The organism is Nonomuraea sp. GTA35 (genome assembly GCF_041950525.1).
Lineage (GTDB): Bacteria > Actinomycetota > Actinomycetes > Streptosporangiales > Streptosporangiaceae > Nonomuraea.
In genome coordinates, this window is the sequence record NZ_JBGNUV010000001.1 from 1,338,709 (window position 1) to 1,353,761 (window position 15,053).

The window sequence follows — 15,053 nt, forward strand, 5'->3', positions numbered from 1 at the left end:
GGCGGACAGATCGCGGCGACGTCCTCCCCGGTGGCGGAGGAGCGGAAGTTGGCGTAGGCGCCGCTGACACATGAAGCACGCGCGCGGCACGGGCGCGGCACGGGCGCGGTGGCTACCAGCCGTAGGGGCCGAAGCGGGCCCAGGCGACGAAGGCGGTGAGCAGGAACAACACGATCGTGATCGCGAGACCCTCGGTCTCCTTGCGGCGGACGTGCAGGGCCGCCGCCAGCGCCACCAGGATCGCCAGTCCTGCCGCGGCGAGCGGCGTCAGGATCGGTGCGATCCCCGTAGCGGCGGGGACGATCAGGCCGATCGCGCCGAGCAGCTCCGGCACGGCGATGAACCGCACGGCCGCCTGGGGGACATCCCCCGTCCACGGGTACTTCCCGATCAGCTTGTCCCTCGGCTGAGTAGCCTTCTCCAGGCCGGACATGGCGAACATGGCGGCCAGGAGGACCTGAAGGATCCAGAGGAAGATGTTCATCGAACGTCGTCTCTCGTGCGTCGTGCGGCGGTCAGGGCTCGAGGCCGGTCATGCCCTTGCCGCTCTCGACGTCGAGCGGTACCGAGACCTGGTCGTGCGTGATCCACCAGGCGCCGCCGATCTTCCGGAAGCCGAAGGTGGCCCTCACCCACATGCCGCTCGTCACCGGCCCGCCCTCCAGCGTGCCGCTGAGCCGGCCGAACGCGTGCCCGAACGCCACCCCATCGCCCACGGTGAGCGTCAGGTCGCGGATCTCGTAGTTCACGCTCTCGAAGAGCGTGAACACCTTCGCCCAGTTCTTGAGCTTCGCCTCGATCCCCACGTGCTGGAGCGGCGGCTCGATGTCGAAGGACACGATGTCCGTGGCGTAGACCCGCTTCAGTCCCTCGAGATCCTTGGCGCGTAGCCCCTCGACGATCCTGCCGATCTGTCCGCGGATCTCGGCCTCGTCCATCTCATGCTGCGTTACCATCGCTACCCCGTCTCGCGTCGAAGTTCGTCGCATACAACCAGGCGACGAACGAGGACCCGGAAGGGGGACAACCCGGCTCAGAGATTTTCGAGCCCGCCGGGTGAGGAATCGCCGCCGGCGTTCCGGCCGCTTCGGTCCGCTCGCGGCGGATCCAGCATCCTGCCCGTCCGTGGAGGGTCGGTTCTCAGCCGCTCGAACTCCACCCGGTGGGGGAGTGCGGAGTTCCGGCGTTCACCGATCGCGACCGGGAGAGCCGGCCGTCACGTCGTTGACCGGGTATCGGGCGCCCTGCCCGGTCAGGACCCGTACGGCCTCTTCCGCGGCGACGCGCCGCACTGTGGTGATGGCCTGCTCGGAGTAGTAGGCGGCGTGCGGAGTGATGATCACGTTGGGCAGCGTGAACAGGGGGTTTCCTGGCCGCCAGTCGCGTTGCTTCGCGGGCTCCTCCTCGAGGTCGTCCAGTGCCGCGCCGGCGATCCATCCCTCGGTGAGTGCCTGGTGGATCGCCGTATCCTCCACGATCGGGCCGCGAGCGGTGTTGATGAGGATGGCGGTCGGCTTCATTCTGCGCAGCGTCGTACGGTCGAAGGTGTGGTGTGTATCGGGCGTGAGCGGCGCCTGGATCACGAGGTAGTCGGCGCCCTCCACGAGCTGGTCGAAGGACACCGGCAGCACGTGGCGCGATCGGAGCTCGGATTCGTCGAGGAACGGGTCGTGCGCCCAGACCTCGACGCCGAACGCTCTGGCGCGTTCGGAGATGAGCTGTGCGATGGCGCCGAAGCCCAGCAGCCCGAACACCCGGCCCCGCAGCCGCCAGATCGGCTCCCCGCTCTGCCACTGCCATTCGCCCTGCCGGGTCGCCCGGTCGTAGGCGCAGATCTTGCGGGCGGCGGCGAGCCAGAGCGCGACGGCGTGGTCGGCGACCTCCTCGGCGCACCACTCGTTCGGCGCGTTGGTGACCTGGATGCCTCGCCGGGTCGCGGCGTCGACGTCGACGATGTCCACGCCCGTGCCGTAGCGGGCGATCACCCGGCATCGGGTGAACGCGTCGATGGCGCGGGAACCGACCCGGGCGTACTGGGTCAGGACGCCGTCGGCGTCCCGGCCCTTTTCGATCACCTCGTCCTCGCTCTTGCACTGTGCGGCGAGGAGTTCGAATCCGGCGCCCTCGACGATCTCGCGTTCGATGTCCACGTCGCCGAAGTCGGAGTCGGCGATCATGATCGTGCCTCTGGCGTCAATGCGAGTCACGGGGAATCCCCTTGGTGTGTACGAGATCCTGGTAGGACACGGCGAGTTCCAGGCAGCCTCCGCTGTCCAGTTGCCCGACCGTGGCGCGGTAGATCTCCTGCCACGGTGTCTGGTTGTCGAGCACCGGCGGCGTGTAGTCGGCCCACCGCGCGGCGATCTCCTCATCCGGCAGGAGGACGTCGACGCGCGCGTTGTGGATGTCGATCCGGATGCGGTCGCCGGTGCGCAGGATGGCGAGGTTGCCACCGGCCGCGGCCTCGGGGCTGGCGTTGAGTATGGACGGGGCGTCTGAGGTGCCGCTCTGGCGGCCGTCACCGAGCGTGGGCAGCGTGGCGACGCCTGCTTGGAGCAGCGCGGCGGGCACCTCCATGTTCACGACCTCGGCCGATCCCGGATAGCCGATCGGGCCGGTGTAGCGGATGACGAGGATGCAGCCCTCGTCGACGCCCAGTTCCGGATCTTGGATGCGGGCGTGGTAGTCCTCGGGCCCGTCGAAGACGATGGCGCGGTAGTCCGACACCGCGCGGAAGTCGTCGCTGAGGACCGAGGTCTTCATGACCGCGGAGTCGAACAGGTTGCCCGTCATGACGAGAAGCCCGCCGCGCGCGGCGAGAGGCTCGTCGAAGGGGCGGATGACCGCAGGGTCGGCGGGCGGGGCGTCGGCCAGGTTCTCGGCCACGGTACGGCCGGAGACGGTCACGGCGTCGCCGTGCAGGCGCCCTGCCGTCAGCAATGTCCGCATGAGGGCGGGGACGCCGCCGGCACGGTAGAAGTCCTCGCCGAGGAACTCGCCGGCGGGGGCGACGTTCGCCAGCACCGGGATGTCGGCTCCGACGCGCTGCCAGTCGTGGATGGTCAGCGGCACCCCGACGTGCCGCGCGATGGCGTTGACATGGATGGGCACGTTGGTGGAGGCGGCGATCGCCGAGGCGACCACGATCGCGTTCTCGAAGGCCCGCATGGTCATGATCTTGCGGGGGGTGAGGTCCTCGCGCACGAGGTCCACCGCCCGGCGGCCGGTCTCGTAGGCGATCTGCGCTCGCCGGCGGTAGGGGGCCGGGATCGCCGCGCACCCCGGCAGGGACATGCCCAGCGCTTCGGCGAGACTGTTCATCGACAGCGCGGTGCCCATCGTGTTGCAGTGGCCGATGCTGGGCGCCGAAGCGCACACGCGCGCCATGAACTCCTCGTAGTCGATCTCCCCGGTGGCCAGCAGCCGCTTCGACTGCCAGATCACCAGTCCCGAACCCGACGCGGCCATCCGCCGGCCCTGGTGATAACCGTTGACCATCGGCCCTCCGGACAGGACGATCGCCGGGATGTTCACCGTCGCCGCCGCGGCCAGGCACGCGGGCGTGGTCTTGTCACAGCCTGTCGTCAGGACGACGCCGTCGAGCGGATATCCGTAGAGCACCTCGACCAGCCCGAGGTAGGCGAGGTTACGATCCAGCGCGGCGGTCGGGCGTTTACCGGTCTCCTGCAGCGGATGGACGGGGAACTCGAGCGGGATGCCGCCGTTGTCGCGGATCCCGTCCCTGACCCGGTCGGCGAGGCCGAGGTGGTGGCGGTTGCAGGGAACGAGATCGCTGCCCGTCTGGGCGATGCCGATGATCGGCCTGCCGGACCGGAGTTCGGCCGGGGTCAGCCCGAAGTTGAGAAAACGTTCGAGGTACAGCGCCGTCATCTCAGGATTGCCCGCATTGTCCCACCAGGCCTGGCTGCGCAGGCCGCCCCCGGCATGTTCCGTCGGCGGCATCAGCTCCTCCTCGCCGGGGCAGGCCCGTCCGATCCGCCCGGGTACTCGGCAAGCGGCACCAGGCCCCTGGACCACGCCGACATGACCGGCGTGAGCACCCGCCAGGCCTCTTCGGCCTCGTCGCCGCGGATGGACAGGGCGGCGTCCCCGTGCAGCACGTCCAGCAGCAGCCGGCCGTAGGCAGGCAGGCCGGCGGGCGCAGGCTGCGCGGTGAGGGTGAGCGGGGCGAGGGTGTGGGCGCCGGCGCCGATGCCGGTCAGCGCCAGGGTCATGCTCTCCGGCTCCAGCCCGAACCGCAGCACGTTGGGCACGGCCTCCTCGCCGAGGCCGAAGGGCAGGTGCGGTACGGGCCGGAAGCGTACCGCGACCTCCTTGCGGTCGTGGCCGAGCGCCTTGCCGGTGCGGAGCCGGAAGGTCGTGCCGGACCAGCGCCAGCTTTCGAGCTCCAGCTCCACCTCGGCGAAGGTCTCGGTGCCTCGCCCCGGGTCCACGCCCTCCTCCTCGGCGTAGGCGGGAACGTCACGATCTGCGATGCGGCCGGCCAGATAGCGGGCGCGGCGGGTGCGGCGGACGACATCGTCGTCGGTGAGGGGGCGTACCGAGCGCAGCACGTCGATCTTCCGATCGCGCAGGTCACGCTCGCCGAGGCTGAGCGGTGGTTCCATGGCCACCAGGCACAGCACCTGGAGCAGGTGGTTCTGCACCATGTCCTTGAGCGCGCCCGCGCCGTCGTAGTAACCCGCCCTGCCTTCCAGCGCGAGCGACTCGTCCCAGACGATCTCCACCTCGGCGATGTGCGCGCTGTTCCAGATGGGCTCCAGCACCCGGTTGGCCAGGCGGCTGCCGAGCACGTTCTGGACGGTCGTCATGGCCAGGAAGTGGTCGACACGGAACACCGCCTGCTCCGGCACGACCTCCGCCAGCAGCCGATTCAGCGCCACGGCACTGTCCAGATCCTCACCGAACGGCTTCTCCAGCACGATCCGGCTGCCCGCCACCAGGCCCGCGTCCCGCAGCGCGGCGACCGTACCGGGGAAGATCCCTGGAGGGAGGGCGAGGTAGACGGCGACGGGCTCGTCGCCGGCGATGGCCGACGCGACGTCGGCGACGTCGGTGGCGTCTGCCCGCAGGTAGCGGGTGGGTTTCGTGATCGCCTGCCTGGCCTCGGCGGGCGAGGAGACGTCATGCCGGTCCAGTTGCTCGGCCGCCCAGCGCTGGAACTCCTCGCCGGTCCAGTCTGCCCGGTCCACACAGGTCAGCTCGAAGCGGTCGTCGAGATGCCCGGCGGCCCGCAGGGCGGCCAGCGCCGGCAGCAGGTAGCGCGCGTTGAGGTCGCCGGTGGCGCCGAAGATGACGAGCCGGTTGATCATGCTGTCACGCCCGCCGTTCCCATGAGGCCCAGCTGGTGGAAGGCGGATCCAGATCGAGCATGCGACTTCCTTTCGTCGTACGGCGTACCACGGAGGGCAGCCCGCAGGCGCAAGTCGCCCCCGAAGACCGCCGGCGTCGCCGAGACAGGCAGCAGCGTGCCGCGGTGACGGAACCACACCCTCCGCTGAGTGGCCACGATGCCCTGGTCATGGACGCGCCCTGTCAGTCCATGACTGGCCTACCCCCGCCGTTTCGCCATGTAAACGCTGCACTACATCAAGTCACCGCACGGCCGTCATGCCCGCCTCCTCGCTCGGGCGAGGGCGACGCCCCTGGCGAGTTCGCGCGGCCAGCGCCGGCGACCGAATGACGGCCGCCCACCGCCTGGAGAACCTGCGGCGTCACGTCGACCGGGCGCGCTCAGCCTGGCCGACCGCCCGCAGGCGCCAGATGACCACAGCGGCAGCTCCTCCCGCGCCGGAGATCGCGCGTGACGGGATCGCCGCCTCCCGTCCGGGACCTCCACGGGGACGTCCCTGGACGGTAGGGCTGACCTCACTGCGACAAGGGGGTGTACGGCAATGTGGCCGGGGCCGGCGACCGGCGAGTCTGGGCCGTAGCTCAGGTCGTCCACAGGAGGTCCGATGTCCCCTGTTCTCCGTGCGCCACTCGGCCGGGTGATGCGGTGGCATCGGCCGCTGATGCTCATGGTCGCCTCGATGCTGCTCCTGCTGGTCGTCTCGGTCGCCGGGCTCGTGTTCGACGACCGGATCCTGCTCGGCGCCCCCGTCTGGCTCAAGCCGTTCAAGTTCGCGGTGTCGATGGCCGTCTACGGCACCACCCTCGCCTGGATGTTGTCCCTGCCCCACCGGGGCAGGAGGTGGACCTCGGGCCTGGCCACCGTCTTCGCCGTCACCGGGCTCGTCGACACCGCCATCGTCGCCATCCAGGCCGCCCGTGGCACCTTCAGCCATTTCAACAAGTCCACCGCCTCCGCCGAGAGGGTCATGCAGGTCATCTTCGGCAACGGCGTGCTGTGCATCATGCTGGCCAACCTCGCGCTCGCCATCATCCTGGCCGTCCAGCGGGTGCACGCCGACCGCGCGATGAGCCGGGCGATCCACACCGGCCTCGGCCTGGCCGTCCTCGGCATGGCCCTGGGCTTCCTCATCCCGGCGCGGGGAACGGCGCAGACCGCGCTGACCGCCGGCGGCGAGACGGTCCTCCTGAGCAGCGGGCACAGCGTGGGCGTGCCCGACGGCGGGCCCGGCCTGCCGCTCACGCAGTGGAGCACCACCGGCGGCGACCTGCGGATCCCGCATTTCGTCGGGCTGCACGGCCTGCAGTTCATGCTGATCGCCGCCTTGCTGCTGGCCGCGCTGGCGGCGCGCCATCCCCTCCTGCGGGAGGATCGCCTCCGCGCTCGCCTGATCGGCGTGGCGGCCACCAGCTACACCGGCCTGATCGCCCTGCTCACCTGGCAGGCCTTACGCGCCCAGCCCCTCATCCGCCCCGACGCTCTGACCCTGGCCGCCGCCGCCCTCTTGGCGGCTCTCACCGCCCTGGCCGCCGTTGCCGTCCTGAAAGCCGGGCGGGTCTCCGACGGCAACCCGCCTGCGGCTCGACAGGCCCACCTCGACGGCGGCCGAGCGGGCTGACCCGCCGCATGGGGACCGGACCGGGTCACCCGGCGGACCGGATGGGGACCGGGCCGGGGTCACCCGGCCGCAGCGTCGAAAGCTGCAGGCAGGTCAACGGACCCGTGGTCGTGGGCGCACAACCTCCAGGTGCGGCGCGTAGCCGTACTTTGCGATCCAGCGGGGGAGAGCGCGCAGATCTCTCAGGCCGAACGCGGCGTGGTGCGCGGTGTCGGCCTGGTGGACAGGTCCTGGCCGTGCAGATGCACCTCGCCGGCGTCGGCCCCTTCGTCCTCGAAACGTGCCAGCACCGCCGCACCCGCCCGACACAGCGGGCTGCTCGGCTTCCAGCACCGGGCCAGATGCCGGCGTGCGAGAGCGGAGCTCGGCTGATGGTCGGCGACGCTCGATCGCCAGTGCGCCCGCCTCCACCGCTTCCGGATGAGTCGCCGCCGGGCCTGGTTGATCCGGCGGCCGAGCCCTTCGAACTCGGGCAGCATGTGATCGCGCGGAGCTCCGCCAGCGTCCGGATCCGCCCTTGGGGGAACAGCCGTACCGCCAACAGCGGTACCAGCGAGTAGCAGCGGCTGCCGCCGCGGCGGCGTCGGGCGGGGCGAAGACGTAGGTGAGGAGTTGTTGCCAAGCCCTGGTCGTGGCCGCCGGAGGCTCCTGCGCCGCGGCTGGGCGATGACGTGCGTGCCGTGCCGGAAGCGCGGAGTCCACGCTTCCGGCGGGCTGGGTCAGGTGCAGCGCCAGGAATAGGGGTCGTTGTAGTTCAGGTAGTAGGCGCTCGAGGTGTTGCCGTACCGCTGGCGGCATGCCGTGTTGATGTTGATCCAGAGGTCGTAGATGCCGTTGTAGCACCTCCATCCGTTGACGTTGAAGGCCCGCAGCTTGATGACGGTGCCGGGGGCCTGCAGATCGCAGCCGTCGCGCTGGAGGTCAAGACCGCGTACGGCTGCGGACGCGGGTCCGGCCGCCGCCGTGACGCCCGTGACCACCGTCGTTGTCAGGGCCAGGGCGATGAGCAGTCGTCGCATGACTGCTCCTTTCTGTCGGATGAACCCAGGTGTATAGGGGCGGACGATTGACTGACATCGCGTCCGGGCCCGGACAATGAACTCCGGACAACCGCGAGGGAGCTCCGCGATGCCGCGTCCCGAACGTCCCGTCGACCCCGAGCAGGGGCCAGTAGCGCGGTTCGCGACAGAGCTGCGGGCCCTGCGGGAGAAGGCGGGCAGCCCCTCCTATCGCCGCCTGGCCGAGCAGGCGCACTTCTCCAAGGCAACCCTGGCCGACGCGGCCGCCGGTTACCGGCTGCCGACCCTTGAGGTCACGCTGGCCTACGTCGAGGCGTGCGGAGGTGACGCCGAGCAGTGGCGGGCCCGCTGGCACGAGGTCAGAAGCGAACTCCGCCTACCTCCTCTTCCCGAGCCGCAGCCGTTCTCCGAGCCGACTACAGGACCGCTTGCCGAGCCGCCCGCCGAGCCGGCGGGTGAGCGGACGCGGGCGCGTCGAGTGCCGCTGCTGCCTGTGCTCGGAGCTCTCGCGCTGCTCACTGTGATCGCCGTCACCGTCACTGTCGCCGTACTCACCGGCGATGACTCCGCGCCGCGCCCGTCGGAGCCGGTAGCGCGGTTCGCGGGAAGCAGCGTGCCGGTTGGCGACAACGCCGACCCCAAGGAGACGGGCTGCTCCTATGACGCGGCGGTCGCCACGATCGACAGCATCGAGGTCAACACCAGCGACCGACACTTCCTCGGGGTCGCCGAGCTTCGCTACTCCCCCCGCTGCCGGGCCGCCTGGGGCAGGTTCACGCCCAGCGACCGGTTGAGCTACCTACGGGGCAGCACAGTATCGATCGTGGCCCACCGTCCAGCCACCGGAACGAAGGGCGTGCCGTATACCACCTCGTTCGACGGCCAGGCGGTCTTCGGCAACATCCTGCTCGCCGAACGGGGCTGCCTTCAGATCACCGTCATCGTCAGGGGCCTGGCAGGCACCGGCTCGGCCAGCACCCTGTGCAAACCCTGACCTCATGTCTTCCACAGGAAATCCGTGGGTTTCCTCAGACCGCCCCGAGGAGATACCGCTCGCCGCGGTGATGTTACGTGGCGTCGCTGGTGATGGTCGCAGAAGACCCTTCCCGGCTCCGGGCCGGGCCACGCGAGTTCGAGGTGCACGCCCCTGTCCGAGGGGGAACGCAGAGTGGATCAGTTCCGGCCGAGTCCGTCCAAGGCCCTGTTGGACACCTTCGTCGCCCGGCTTCGCTTGTGCCACACAGCGGTGATCGTACGGACACCCACCGCAAGCACGAGAAGGAGAAGTCCCATGCACGCTCAGCTCAAGGCGGCCCTGCTGACCGCGGCCACCGTCCTGACCCTCGGCCCGGCAGCCCTCGCGCTTCCCGCCGCAGCCGGCGCCGGCACGCCGGCCGTCGCGCAGGCAACCGGCATGCGGCCCACTGCACTCACGGACGATACGTGCGGCCACTACACCAAGAGCGGAACGGAGTACTACCGCAACTGTAAGGACACCAGCGAAAAGATCTGGGTCACCTACAGGAGGTCCTCCGACAACCAGCATTTCTGCGTCCCGGCGGGGAAGCAGGTGGAACTCGGCTACTACCTGAATGTCTACGGCGTCTATCACGACAGCTGGGGCTGCTGACCTTCAGGCCGCCCGGGCTGAGCCAGGCCTGACGCTTGGTCCAAGCCCGGGCGGCCGTGGGCGGCGGCATGCAGGGCCACGGCGCCGTCCGGCTGCCGGGTGACCGCCTCGAAGGCGTGCCCCTGATCGTGCCGAACCCCCTCAGAGAGGGATGTCGTAGTCGCCGGCGCGCAGCCGTCCGGCATGGCCGCACTCAGCGCCGTCGGGACTCCGGCCGCCGTCGTGGCCGGCCGCCAGGAGCCCGGGGTGCGGCGAGATCGCCATCGCGGTGGCGTGCCCGCCCGTCTCACCGGTGATCCGCGCGGCCGGCCGGAGCGCGCGAGCCACCCCGTGCGTACGGCGCAGCGAGCCTTCCACTGCTCGGCCTGGTTCTAGGTGTCTCCGCCGGGGCAGGTCATGACGATAACGGCGGCGCCCGTGGTCCGGCGCGTGGGTCGAGGTCTCCCGGTGGGTGCGCGCGCTGGCCGGGCCGGCTCTCGAAATGGGCGCTCGACCCAGGTGAGCATGAGCCGGATGACCTTGCCTGCTTCGACATCCAGGCCGCCCTCGTTGTGGTTGTCCGGCTCGACCGCGAGTGTTCCGGTCGGGCAGTCGTAGCGGGCGGCGAGTCGCGCTGGCTCGCCCAGGCGTTGATCAGTCCTTGCAGGCGCTCGCGGGGGCCGAAGAGCTGGCTCAGGCGGCTGGTGAGCAGGTCCAGGTGCCGTGCGTGCTCGAACCAAATCCTTTAAGTCAGTCGGCTGACTAACTCTACGGCTTGCATCTGTGCTAGCTTCTTCTCAGGCAAGCAAGTCAGTCAGCTAACTAACTCGGGAGCCGAGGGATCTATCATGATCGTTGTCACGGGAGCCACAGGAAATGTCGGCCGCACGCTGGTCCGCATCCTTGTCGAACAGGGCCATGAGGTGACCGCCATCTCGCGCCGCATCTCCGATGGCGACGTACCGCCCGGCGTCCGCGCGATCGCCGCCGACCTCTCCCAGCCGTCCGCCGACCTGCCGTCCGCGGCGGATGCGGTCTTCCTGCTCGTCGGCGGAGACCTGATGATGGCCGGCGACCCAGCTCGGGTCGTCACCCCGTTCGCGGCCTACGGAAAGATCGTCCTGCTCTCCTCCCAGGGAGTGGCCACCCGCCCGGAGTCCCTGCCCCACGGGCAGGCCTTCGCCGCCTTCGAACAGGCCGTCATGGATTCCGGCACCGACTGGACCATCCTGCGCCCGGGAGGCTTCGCCTCCAACGCCTACGCCTGGGCCTCCTCCATCAAGGCAGCCCGCACGATCGCCGCGCCCTTCGGCGACATCGGCCTCCCGGTCATCGACCCCGACGACATCGCCGCCGTAGCCGCCACCACCTTGACTCAGCCGGGCCACTCGAAGGCGATCTACGAACTGACCGGCCCCACGCCAACCACCCCGCGCCAGCGCGCGGCCGCCATCGGGGACGCCATCGGCGAGCCTGTCACCCTCATCGACCAGACCCGGGAAGAGGCCCGCGCCCAGATGCTCACGTTCATGCCCGCCCCGGTGGCCGACACCACCCTCGACATCCTCGGCACCCCTGCCATCCGCGAACAGACCGTAAGCCCCGATGTCGAAAAGATCCTCGGCCGTGCTCCCGCCACCTTCGGCGACTGGGCCAAGCGCAACGCCGCGGCCTTCCGGTGATGCCAAAACCCAATCGGAGCGCTCGTCACCAGGTGATCTGATCCCTCCAGAGCACGCCGACCACACGCCGCTCACAGGTCGGAACAGCCCACCACCGTCCCATGACCCGCGCTTCAGATCACCTTGCCGCAGCACTCGGCCGGAGCCGGCATCGACATGCCGGCAGGCCTGCCGGTTGACTACGCCGCGCGGACCCGCGCCGGCCGAGGCAGGGTGAAGCCTTTGGCGAACAGCCAGATGGGCAGGACCAGGAGATCGTGGTGCCGGCACCGCGTGGCAGGGTGATGCCGTCGAAGGTCACGGCCCGGAGCGTGGTCAGATCGAGAGCGGCCATGGTGGTGACGCTACCCATCCGCCTCGGCCGCAGACAGGGCCCTTCGTCCCGGGCGCCGACGACCTCCGCCCCCGCACCACGCGGATGCGTACGAGGTCGCGACGAGGGTGACGAAGGAGGCAATCATGATCATCGTAGGAGTCGACGGCTGGGCGGGACCTTCGGCCCGAGTCATCGGGGACGTTCGCCGCTGACCGGGCGGACCGCCGCACGCGAGCATGGACGTGGAAGTGAGGTGGACATCATGTCGATCGAAGTCAAGGACGTCATGGGACGTGTGGCCATCGCCGTGCTGGCGGACGCGTCCTTCGCCGAGATCGTGGCCGCGATGAAGCGGTTCGCGGTCGGCGCGGTCACCGTCATCGACGCGGACCGCCGCCCGATGGGCGTGGTCTCCGAGGACGACCTGCTGCTCAAGGAGATCGATCCCGTGCGGCACAGCGTGTCGATGTTCGAGTCCCGCAGGCGGCGGCGCGAGCACGACAAGGCCGCCGCAGTCACGGCATCCCAGCTGATGACCTCCCCGGCGATCACCGTCACCCCGGGCACCAGCGTGCGCGACGCTGCGCGGCTGATGCACGCCGAGCGCATCAAGCAGCTGCCCGTGATCGACGTGGTCACCGGGAGGGTCGTCGGCACCCTGCACCAGCGGGACGTGCTGCGCGTCTTCACCCGGCCCACCGCCGAGATCGAGGCCGACATCCGCGCCGTGCTGCCCGAGGGAGGCCCGTTCACGGTCGAGATCGACGCGGGCGTGGTGACGATCGGCGGCCAGGTGCGGTGGCGCTCCCAGGTCATCTCCGTCACCGAGCCGGCCCGCGCCGTCGAAGGCGTCATGGACGTGGTGTGCGAGGTGGTCTTCGACAACGACGACCTCATCGTCGCCCCGCCGTTGCTGTAGGAGCGCCGTCGTGGACGCGGCATGGCGGATCGGAGGGCACGGCATCGTGCGGGGCGCCGGCTTCCGGCCGTTCGCGCGCAGGCCGGCTACGGCCATCGGGATCCGGGGACAGGTCCGGAACGCCGGCGGGGCGGGCCGCCAGGTAGCACCCGCATGGACGAAGTGCCCGCCGGGGGCCACCCGCGCCAGGCGGCGCGTCCGGGCCCGACGGACAGCCTCCGTCAATTTCGGACGGGTCCACCCCCGTTCAAGCGCCATCCGATGGGATTGATGCGGTACAGGCCGTTGTCACACGTTGCATTCGGCCTTCCACTTGGCGCGGGCACCGCTGCCGCACAGGTACGGGTTGCCGTCGCCGGCTGGCAACAGCTTGCGCAGCACCCCGGTGTCCACACGTTCAAGGACGAGCGAGTCGCCCTTGCGAGGATGGCCGTCCACAGCGGAATGTCCGGATACCGCCCGACCCGACCCGTTCCTGAAGACCACGTCACCCACTGTGCCGACCAGGCCTCGCGGGTCCATCTTGAAGGCGAGTTCGGCGTGCCCCGTGCACATGCCGTCCGCGCTCGGACAGGGACCCGCGTTCCAGACCTGGGTGCCACGCAGGTCCGAGCCGATGGTCAAGGCGAGGCCGTGTGTCCGCCATCTGCCGACGAACGGCAGGTGGCTGTGGTCGCGTCCGCGCGGAAGCTCGACCGTGCCGTCGTCACGGATGACGAGAATCTCATGGGGTGTGCGCACTGTGAGGAACCCGTCGGCCCCGTCCAACGCGGGCCCCGCCTCGTCGTAGGGCAGGACCATCGACCAGATCCGGCCCATCCCAGGACGGGCCAGCCCTTCGATGAGGGTGCTCTTGGGCTGGTTGCCGGCGTACTGGTCGGAGGCCATGAACACCCGCGTCTTGTCGTGGCTGAGGAGTGGGCTTGTCGCGGGCTGCTCGGGGACGGGCCAGCTCGCGATCTGCCGCTTCGAGGTGACGTCCATGATCACACCGAGCTTCGTGGTGTTGTTCACCCAGGCCCACGCGACCAGGTGCGCCCCGTCGCTGGACAGACTGCCGAGCCCGGCGGAGAAGTCCACGTCGATCGCTTCGGGAACGGCCGGCGGAGCCCACCGCACCCAATACCCGCCGGCCAGCGCGACGGCGGTGCGGTCGTCGGAGGCGAACCCGAGAAAGTTGTACCCCTCGGCCTGCGGCAGCCCGCTCGCATCGAAGGTCATGCGCCTGCGCGTGCCCAGCAGAGCACAATCGGCGAAGGGCCGGCGGCTGGTACGGCGTACGGGGATGAGGTCGTACAACTCGCGATACCCCTCGGGGACGGGCAGCGGCCCGCCCACGCGCACGGCCGCCAGGGGGCGTGGGCAACCGCCACACCATTGGCCGCCGGCCGGCCGTGCGCAGGTCGAGCAGCGCCGGCTGCGCTTGCCGACGTGTCCCTTGTCCCCTGCCGTCCGATCCTGGCGTGGGGGAGGACCAAGGTCCTCAGGCCTCGGGCCGTACGGCACTGAGCGCCGGCGGCCGCAGCCGGTGTGATGGAGGTGAGACCAGGACGCACGACAGGACAGGAAAGGCAGGCCCGCCATGGCCACCACCATCGACAAGCCTGTGATGCACACCAGCGCGGGCAAGGCGGAGCACAAGACGCCGGCCGACTACGTCTGGGCCGTCGCCCGGATCTCGATCGGCTGGGTCTTCCTCTGGGCCTTCCTGGACAAGACCTTCGGCTTCGGCTTCGCCACCCCGGCGGCCAAGGCCTGGATCAACGGCGGCAGCCCGACGACCGGCTTCCTCAAGGGCACCGGCGAGCACGCCCTCGGCGGCTTCTTCGCCGGCCTGGCCGGGCAGGCGTGGGTGGACTGGCTGTTCATGGCCGGCCTGGCCGGAGTCGGCCTGGCGCTCGTGCTCGGCATCGGCACCCGCATCGCCGCCGGCGCCGGCACCGCGATGCTGCTCCTGATGTGGGCGGCCGAGCTGCCCCTGACCACCAACCCCTTCATGGACGACCACCTCATCTACGCGATCGTCCTCATCGGCCTGGCCCTCACCGGCGCCGGCACCACCCTCGGACTCGGCAACCTGCCCATCGTCCAGCGCACCCCGTGGCTCAAGTAGCCGCCCCGGCCACCCGCCCGCCCGGCCCCCAGGGCGGGCGGGTTTCGTTGACCGTCAACTTGGGATGCGGCGCAGGCGGGCGGCCCCCTGAGATCGGGTACGACTGACCGAACACGCAGGTGGTCCCCGATCCATGACCTCGTGATCGGCTGGGCTGCTCTGGCCCTGCCGCGGAGGATTACCGCGGGTGAGCGGCGGGAAGACATTCCACCTCCCCCTGGCGTGCGAAGGGGACCACATGACCACGATCACGGACCAGACCCGCGACCGGGCACAGCGAGATCGGCTCGCCGATGCACTGCTCGACACAGCGCCCCACCTCGGCCACCAGTGGACCGACAGGACCGCGGGCCGACTGGAGCGCTCCAGCGGTTTCCGGCGAGCGAGCAACGGAGGGATCTGA

16 protein-coding genes are annotated in these 15,053 nt (G+C 70.2%); 8 read left to right on the forward strand and 8 right to left on the reverse strand.

Annotated features, from left to right (window positions below; translation table 11 throughout):
- Positions 1-112: 112 nt before the first annotated feature.
- The 5 genes from ACBJ32_RS06065 to ACBJ32_RS06085 all read right to left on the reverse strand — a co-directional run bounded on the left by ACBJ32_RS06065 (position 113) and on the right by ACBJ32_RS06085 (position 5,333).
- A complete protein-coding gene (locus ACBJ32_RS06065; protein WP_375125817.1) occupies positions 113-484 on the reverse strand; it encodes a DoxX family protein in 372 nt (123 codons plus the stop codon).
- A gap of 31 nt (positions 485-515) precedes the next feature.
- The gene (locus tag ACBJ32_RS06070) at positions 516-956 is read right to left on the reverse strand and encodes a YybH family protein (RefSeq protein ID WP_375125818.1); all 441 of its coding nucleotides are present in this window, start codon (positions 954-956) and stop codon (positions 516-518) included.
- A 231-nt stretch (positions 957-1,187) separates the two neighbouring features.
- Positions 1,188-2,207 carry a C-terminal binding protein gene (locus ACBJ32_RS06075; protein WP_375125819.1) on the reverse strand — a complete coding sequence of 340 codons (1,020 nt, stop codon included), beginning with the start codon at positions 2,205-2,207 and terminating at the stop codon, positions 1,188-1,190.
- Positions 2,194-3,963, reverse strand: a complete 1,770-nt coding sequence (locus ACBJ32_RS06080) for an IlvD/Edd family dehydratase (RefSeq protein WP_375125820.1) — start codon at positions 3,961-3,963, stop codon at positions 2,194-2,196. The genes ACBJ32_RS06075 and ACBJ32_RS06080 overlap by 14 nt, the downstream gene beginning before the upstream one ends.
- Positions 3,963-5,333 (reverse strand): glucose-6-phosphate dehydrogenase, encoded by a 1,371-nt coding sequence (locus ACBJ32_RS06085; protein WP_375125821.1) that lies wholly within the window; start codon positions 5,331-5,333, stop codon positions 3,963-3,965. Before ACBJ32_RS06085 ends, ACBJ32_RS06080 begins: the two co-directional genes overlap by 1 nt.
- Before the next feature lie 645 nt (positions 5,334-5,978).
- Here ACBJ32_RS06085 and ACBJ32_RS06090 point away from each other — a divergent pair.
- Entirely contained in the window at positions 5,979-6,992 is a 1,014-nt protein-coding gene (locus ACBJ32_RS06090; protein ID WP_375125822.1) for a hypothetical protein, read from the forward strand.
- A 719-nt stretch (positions 6,993-7,711) separates the two neighbouring features.
- Here ACBJ32_RS06090 and ACBJ32_RS06095 read toward each other — a convergent pair.
- Positions 7,712-8,011, reverse strand: a complete 300-nt coding sequence (locus ACBJ32_RS06095) for a hypothetical protein (protein ID WP_375125823.1) — start codon at positions 8,009-8,011, stop codon at positions 7,712-7,714.
- 109 nt (positions 8,012-8,120) lie between these two features.
- Between ACBJ32_RS06095 and ACBJ32_RS06100 the strand changes: the two genes are divergently transcribed.
- Entirely contained in the window at positions 8,121-9,005 is an 885-nt protein-coding gene (locus ACBJ32_RS06100; RefSeq protein ID WP_375125824.1) for a helix-turn-helix domain-containing protein, read from the forward strand.
- 297 nt (positions 9,006-9,302) lie between these two features.
- On the forward strand, positions 9,303-9,641 hold the full coding sequence (locus ACBJ32_RS06105; RefSeq protein ID WP_357881713.1) for a hypothetical protein: 339 nt from the start codon (positions 9,303-9,305) through the stop codon (positions 9,639-9,641).
- A 141-nt stretch (positions 9,642-9,782) separates the two neighbouring features.
- Here the strand turns inward: ACBJ32_RS06105 and ACBJ32_RS06110 are convergent, their stop codons facing one another.
- Complete coding sequence (locus ACBJ32_RS06110) at positions 9,783-9,998, reverse strand: hypothetical protein (RefSeq protein WP_375125825.1); 216 nt, start codon at positions 9,996-9,998, stop codon at positions 9,783-9,785.
- A 470-nt stretch (positions 9,999-10,468) separates the two neighbouring features.
- Here ACBJ32_RS06110 and ACBJ32_RS06115 point away from each other — a divergent pair, with 470 nt between their 5' ends.
- The 3 genes from ACBJ32_RS06115 (at position 10,469) to ACBJ32_RS06125 (ending at position 12,808) form a co-directional block, all read left to right on the forward strand.
- The gene (locus ACBJ32_RS06115; protein ID WP_375125826.1) at positions 10,469-11,302 is read left to right on the forward strand and encodes an SDR family oxidoreductase; all 834 of its coding nucleotides are present in this window, start codon (positions 10,469-10,471) and stop codon (positions 11,300-11,302) included.
- A 578-nt stretch (positions 11,303-11,880) separates the two neighbouring features.
- Entirely contained in the window at positions 11,881-12,537 is a 657-nt protein-coding gene (locus ACBJ32_RS06120) for a CBS domain-containing protein (RefSeq protein WP_375125827.1), read from the forward strand.
- 46 nt (positions 12,538-12,583) lie between these two features.
- Positions 12,584-12,808: a hypothetical protein gene (locus ACBJ32_RS06125; protein ID WP_375125977.1), complete on the forward strand. Its 225-nt coding sequence runs from the start codon at positions 12,584-12,586 to the stop codon at positions 12,806-12,808.
- Between the two features lie 17 nt (positions 12,809-12,825).
- Here the strand turns inward: ACBJ32_RS06125 and ACBJ32_RS06130 are convergent, their stop codons facing one another.
- The gene (locus tag ACBJ32_RS06130) at positions 12,826-13,881 is read right to left on the reverse strand and encodes a hypothetical protein (RefSeq protein ID WP_375125828.1); all 1,056 of its coding nucleotides are present in this window, start codon (positions 13,879-13,881) and stop codon (positions 12,826-12,828) included.
- Positions 13,882-14,119: 238 nt separating this feature from the next.
- On the opposite strand from ACBJ32_RS06130, the gene ACBJ32_RS06135 reads away from it, so the two are divergent.
- A complete protein-coding gene (locus ACBJ32_RS06135) occupies positions 14,120-14,650 on the forward strand; it encodes a hypothetical protein (RefSeq protein WP_375125829.1) in 531 nt (176 codons plus the stop codon).
- A 238-nt stretch (positions 14,651-14,888) separates the two neighbouring features.
- Positions 14,889-15,053, forward strand: a complete 165-nt coding sequence (locus ACBJ32_RS06140) for a hypothetical protein (protein ID WP_375125830.1) — start codon at positions 14,889-14,891, stop codon at positions 15,051-15,053.

Coding starts and splice junctions, on each gene's coding strand:
- ACBJ32_RS06135 (WP_375125829.1), top strand. CDS start 14,120: ATGGCCACCACCATCGACAAGCCTGTGATGCACACCAGCGCGGGCAAG.
- ACBJ32_RS06100 (WP_375125824.1), top strand. CDS start 8,121: ATGCCGCGTCCCGAACGTCCCGTCGACCCCGAGCAGGGGCCAGTAGCG.
- ACBJ32_RS06115 (WP_375125826.1), top strand. CDS start 10,469: ATGATCGTTGTCACGGGAGCCACAGGAAATGTCGGCCGCACGCTGGTC.
- ACBJ32_RS06070 (WP_375125818.1), bottom strand. CDS start 956: ATGGTAACGCAGCATGAGATGGACGAGGCCGAGATCCGCGGACAGATC.
- ACBJ32_RS06120 (WP_375125827.1), top strand. CDS start 11,881: ATGTCGATCGAAGTCAAGGACGTCATGGGACGTGTGGCCATCGCCGTG.
- ACBJ32_RS06065 (WP_375125817.1), bottom strand. CDS start 484: ATGAACATCTTCCTCTGGATCCTTCAGGTCCTCCTGGCCGCCATGTTC.
- ACBJ32_RS06085 (WP_375125821.1), bottom strand. CDS start 5,333: ATGATCAACCGGCTCGTCATCTTCGGCGCCACCGGCGACCTCAACGCG.
- ACBJ32_RS06140 (WP_375125830.1), top strand. CDS start 14,889: ATGACCACGATCACGGACCAGACCCGCGACCGGGCACAGCGAGATCGG.
- ACBJ32_RS06090 (WP_375125822.1), top strand. CDS start 5,979: ATGTCCCCTGTTCTCCGTGCGCCACTCGGCCGGGTGATGCGGTGGCAT.
- ACBJ32_RS06095 (WP_375125823.1), bottom strand. CDS start 8,011: ATGCGACGACTGCTCATCGCCCTGGCCCTGACAACGACGGTGGTCACG.
- ACBJ32_RS06080 (WP_375125820.1), bottom strand. CDS start 3,963: ATGCCGCCGACGGAACATGCCGGGGGCGGCCTGCGCAGCCAGGCCTGG.
- ACBJ32_RS06105 (WP_357881713.1), top strand. CDS start 9,303: ATGCACGCTCAGCTCAAGGCGGCCCTGCTGACCGCGGCCACCGTCCTG.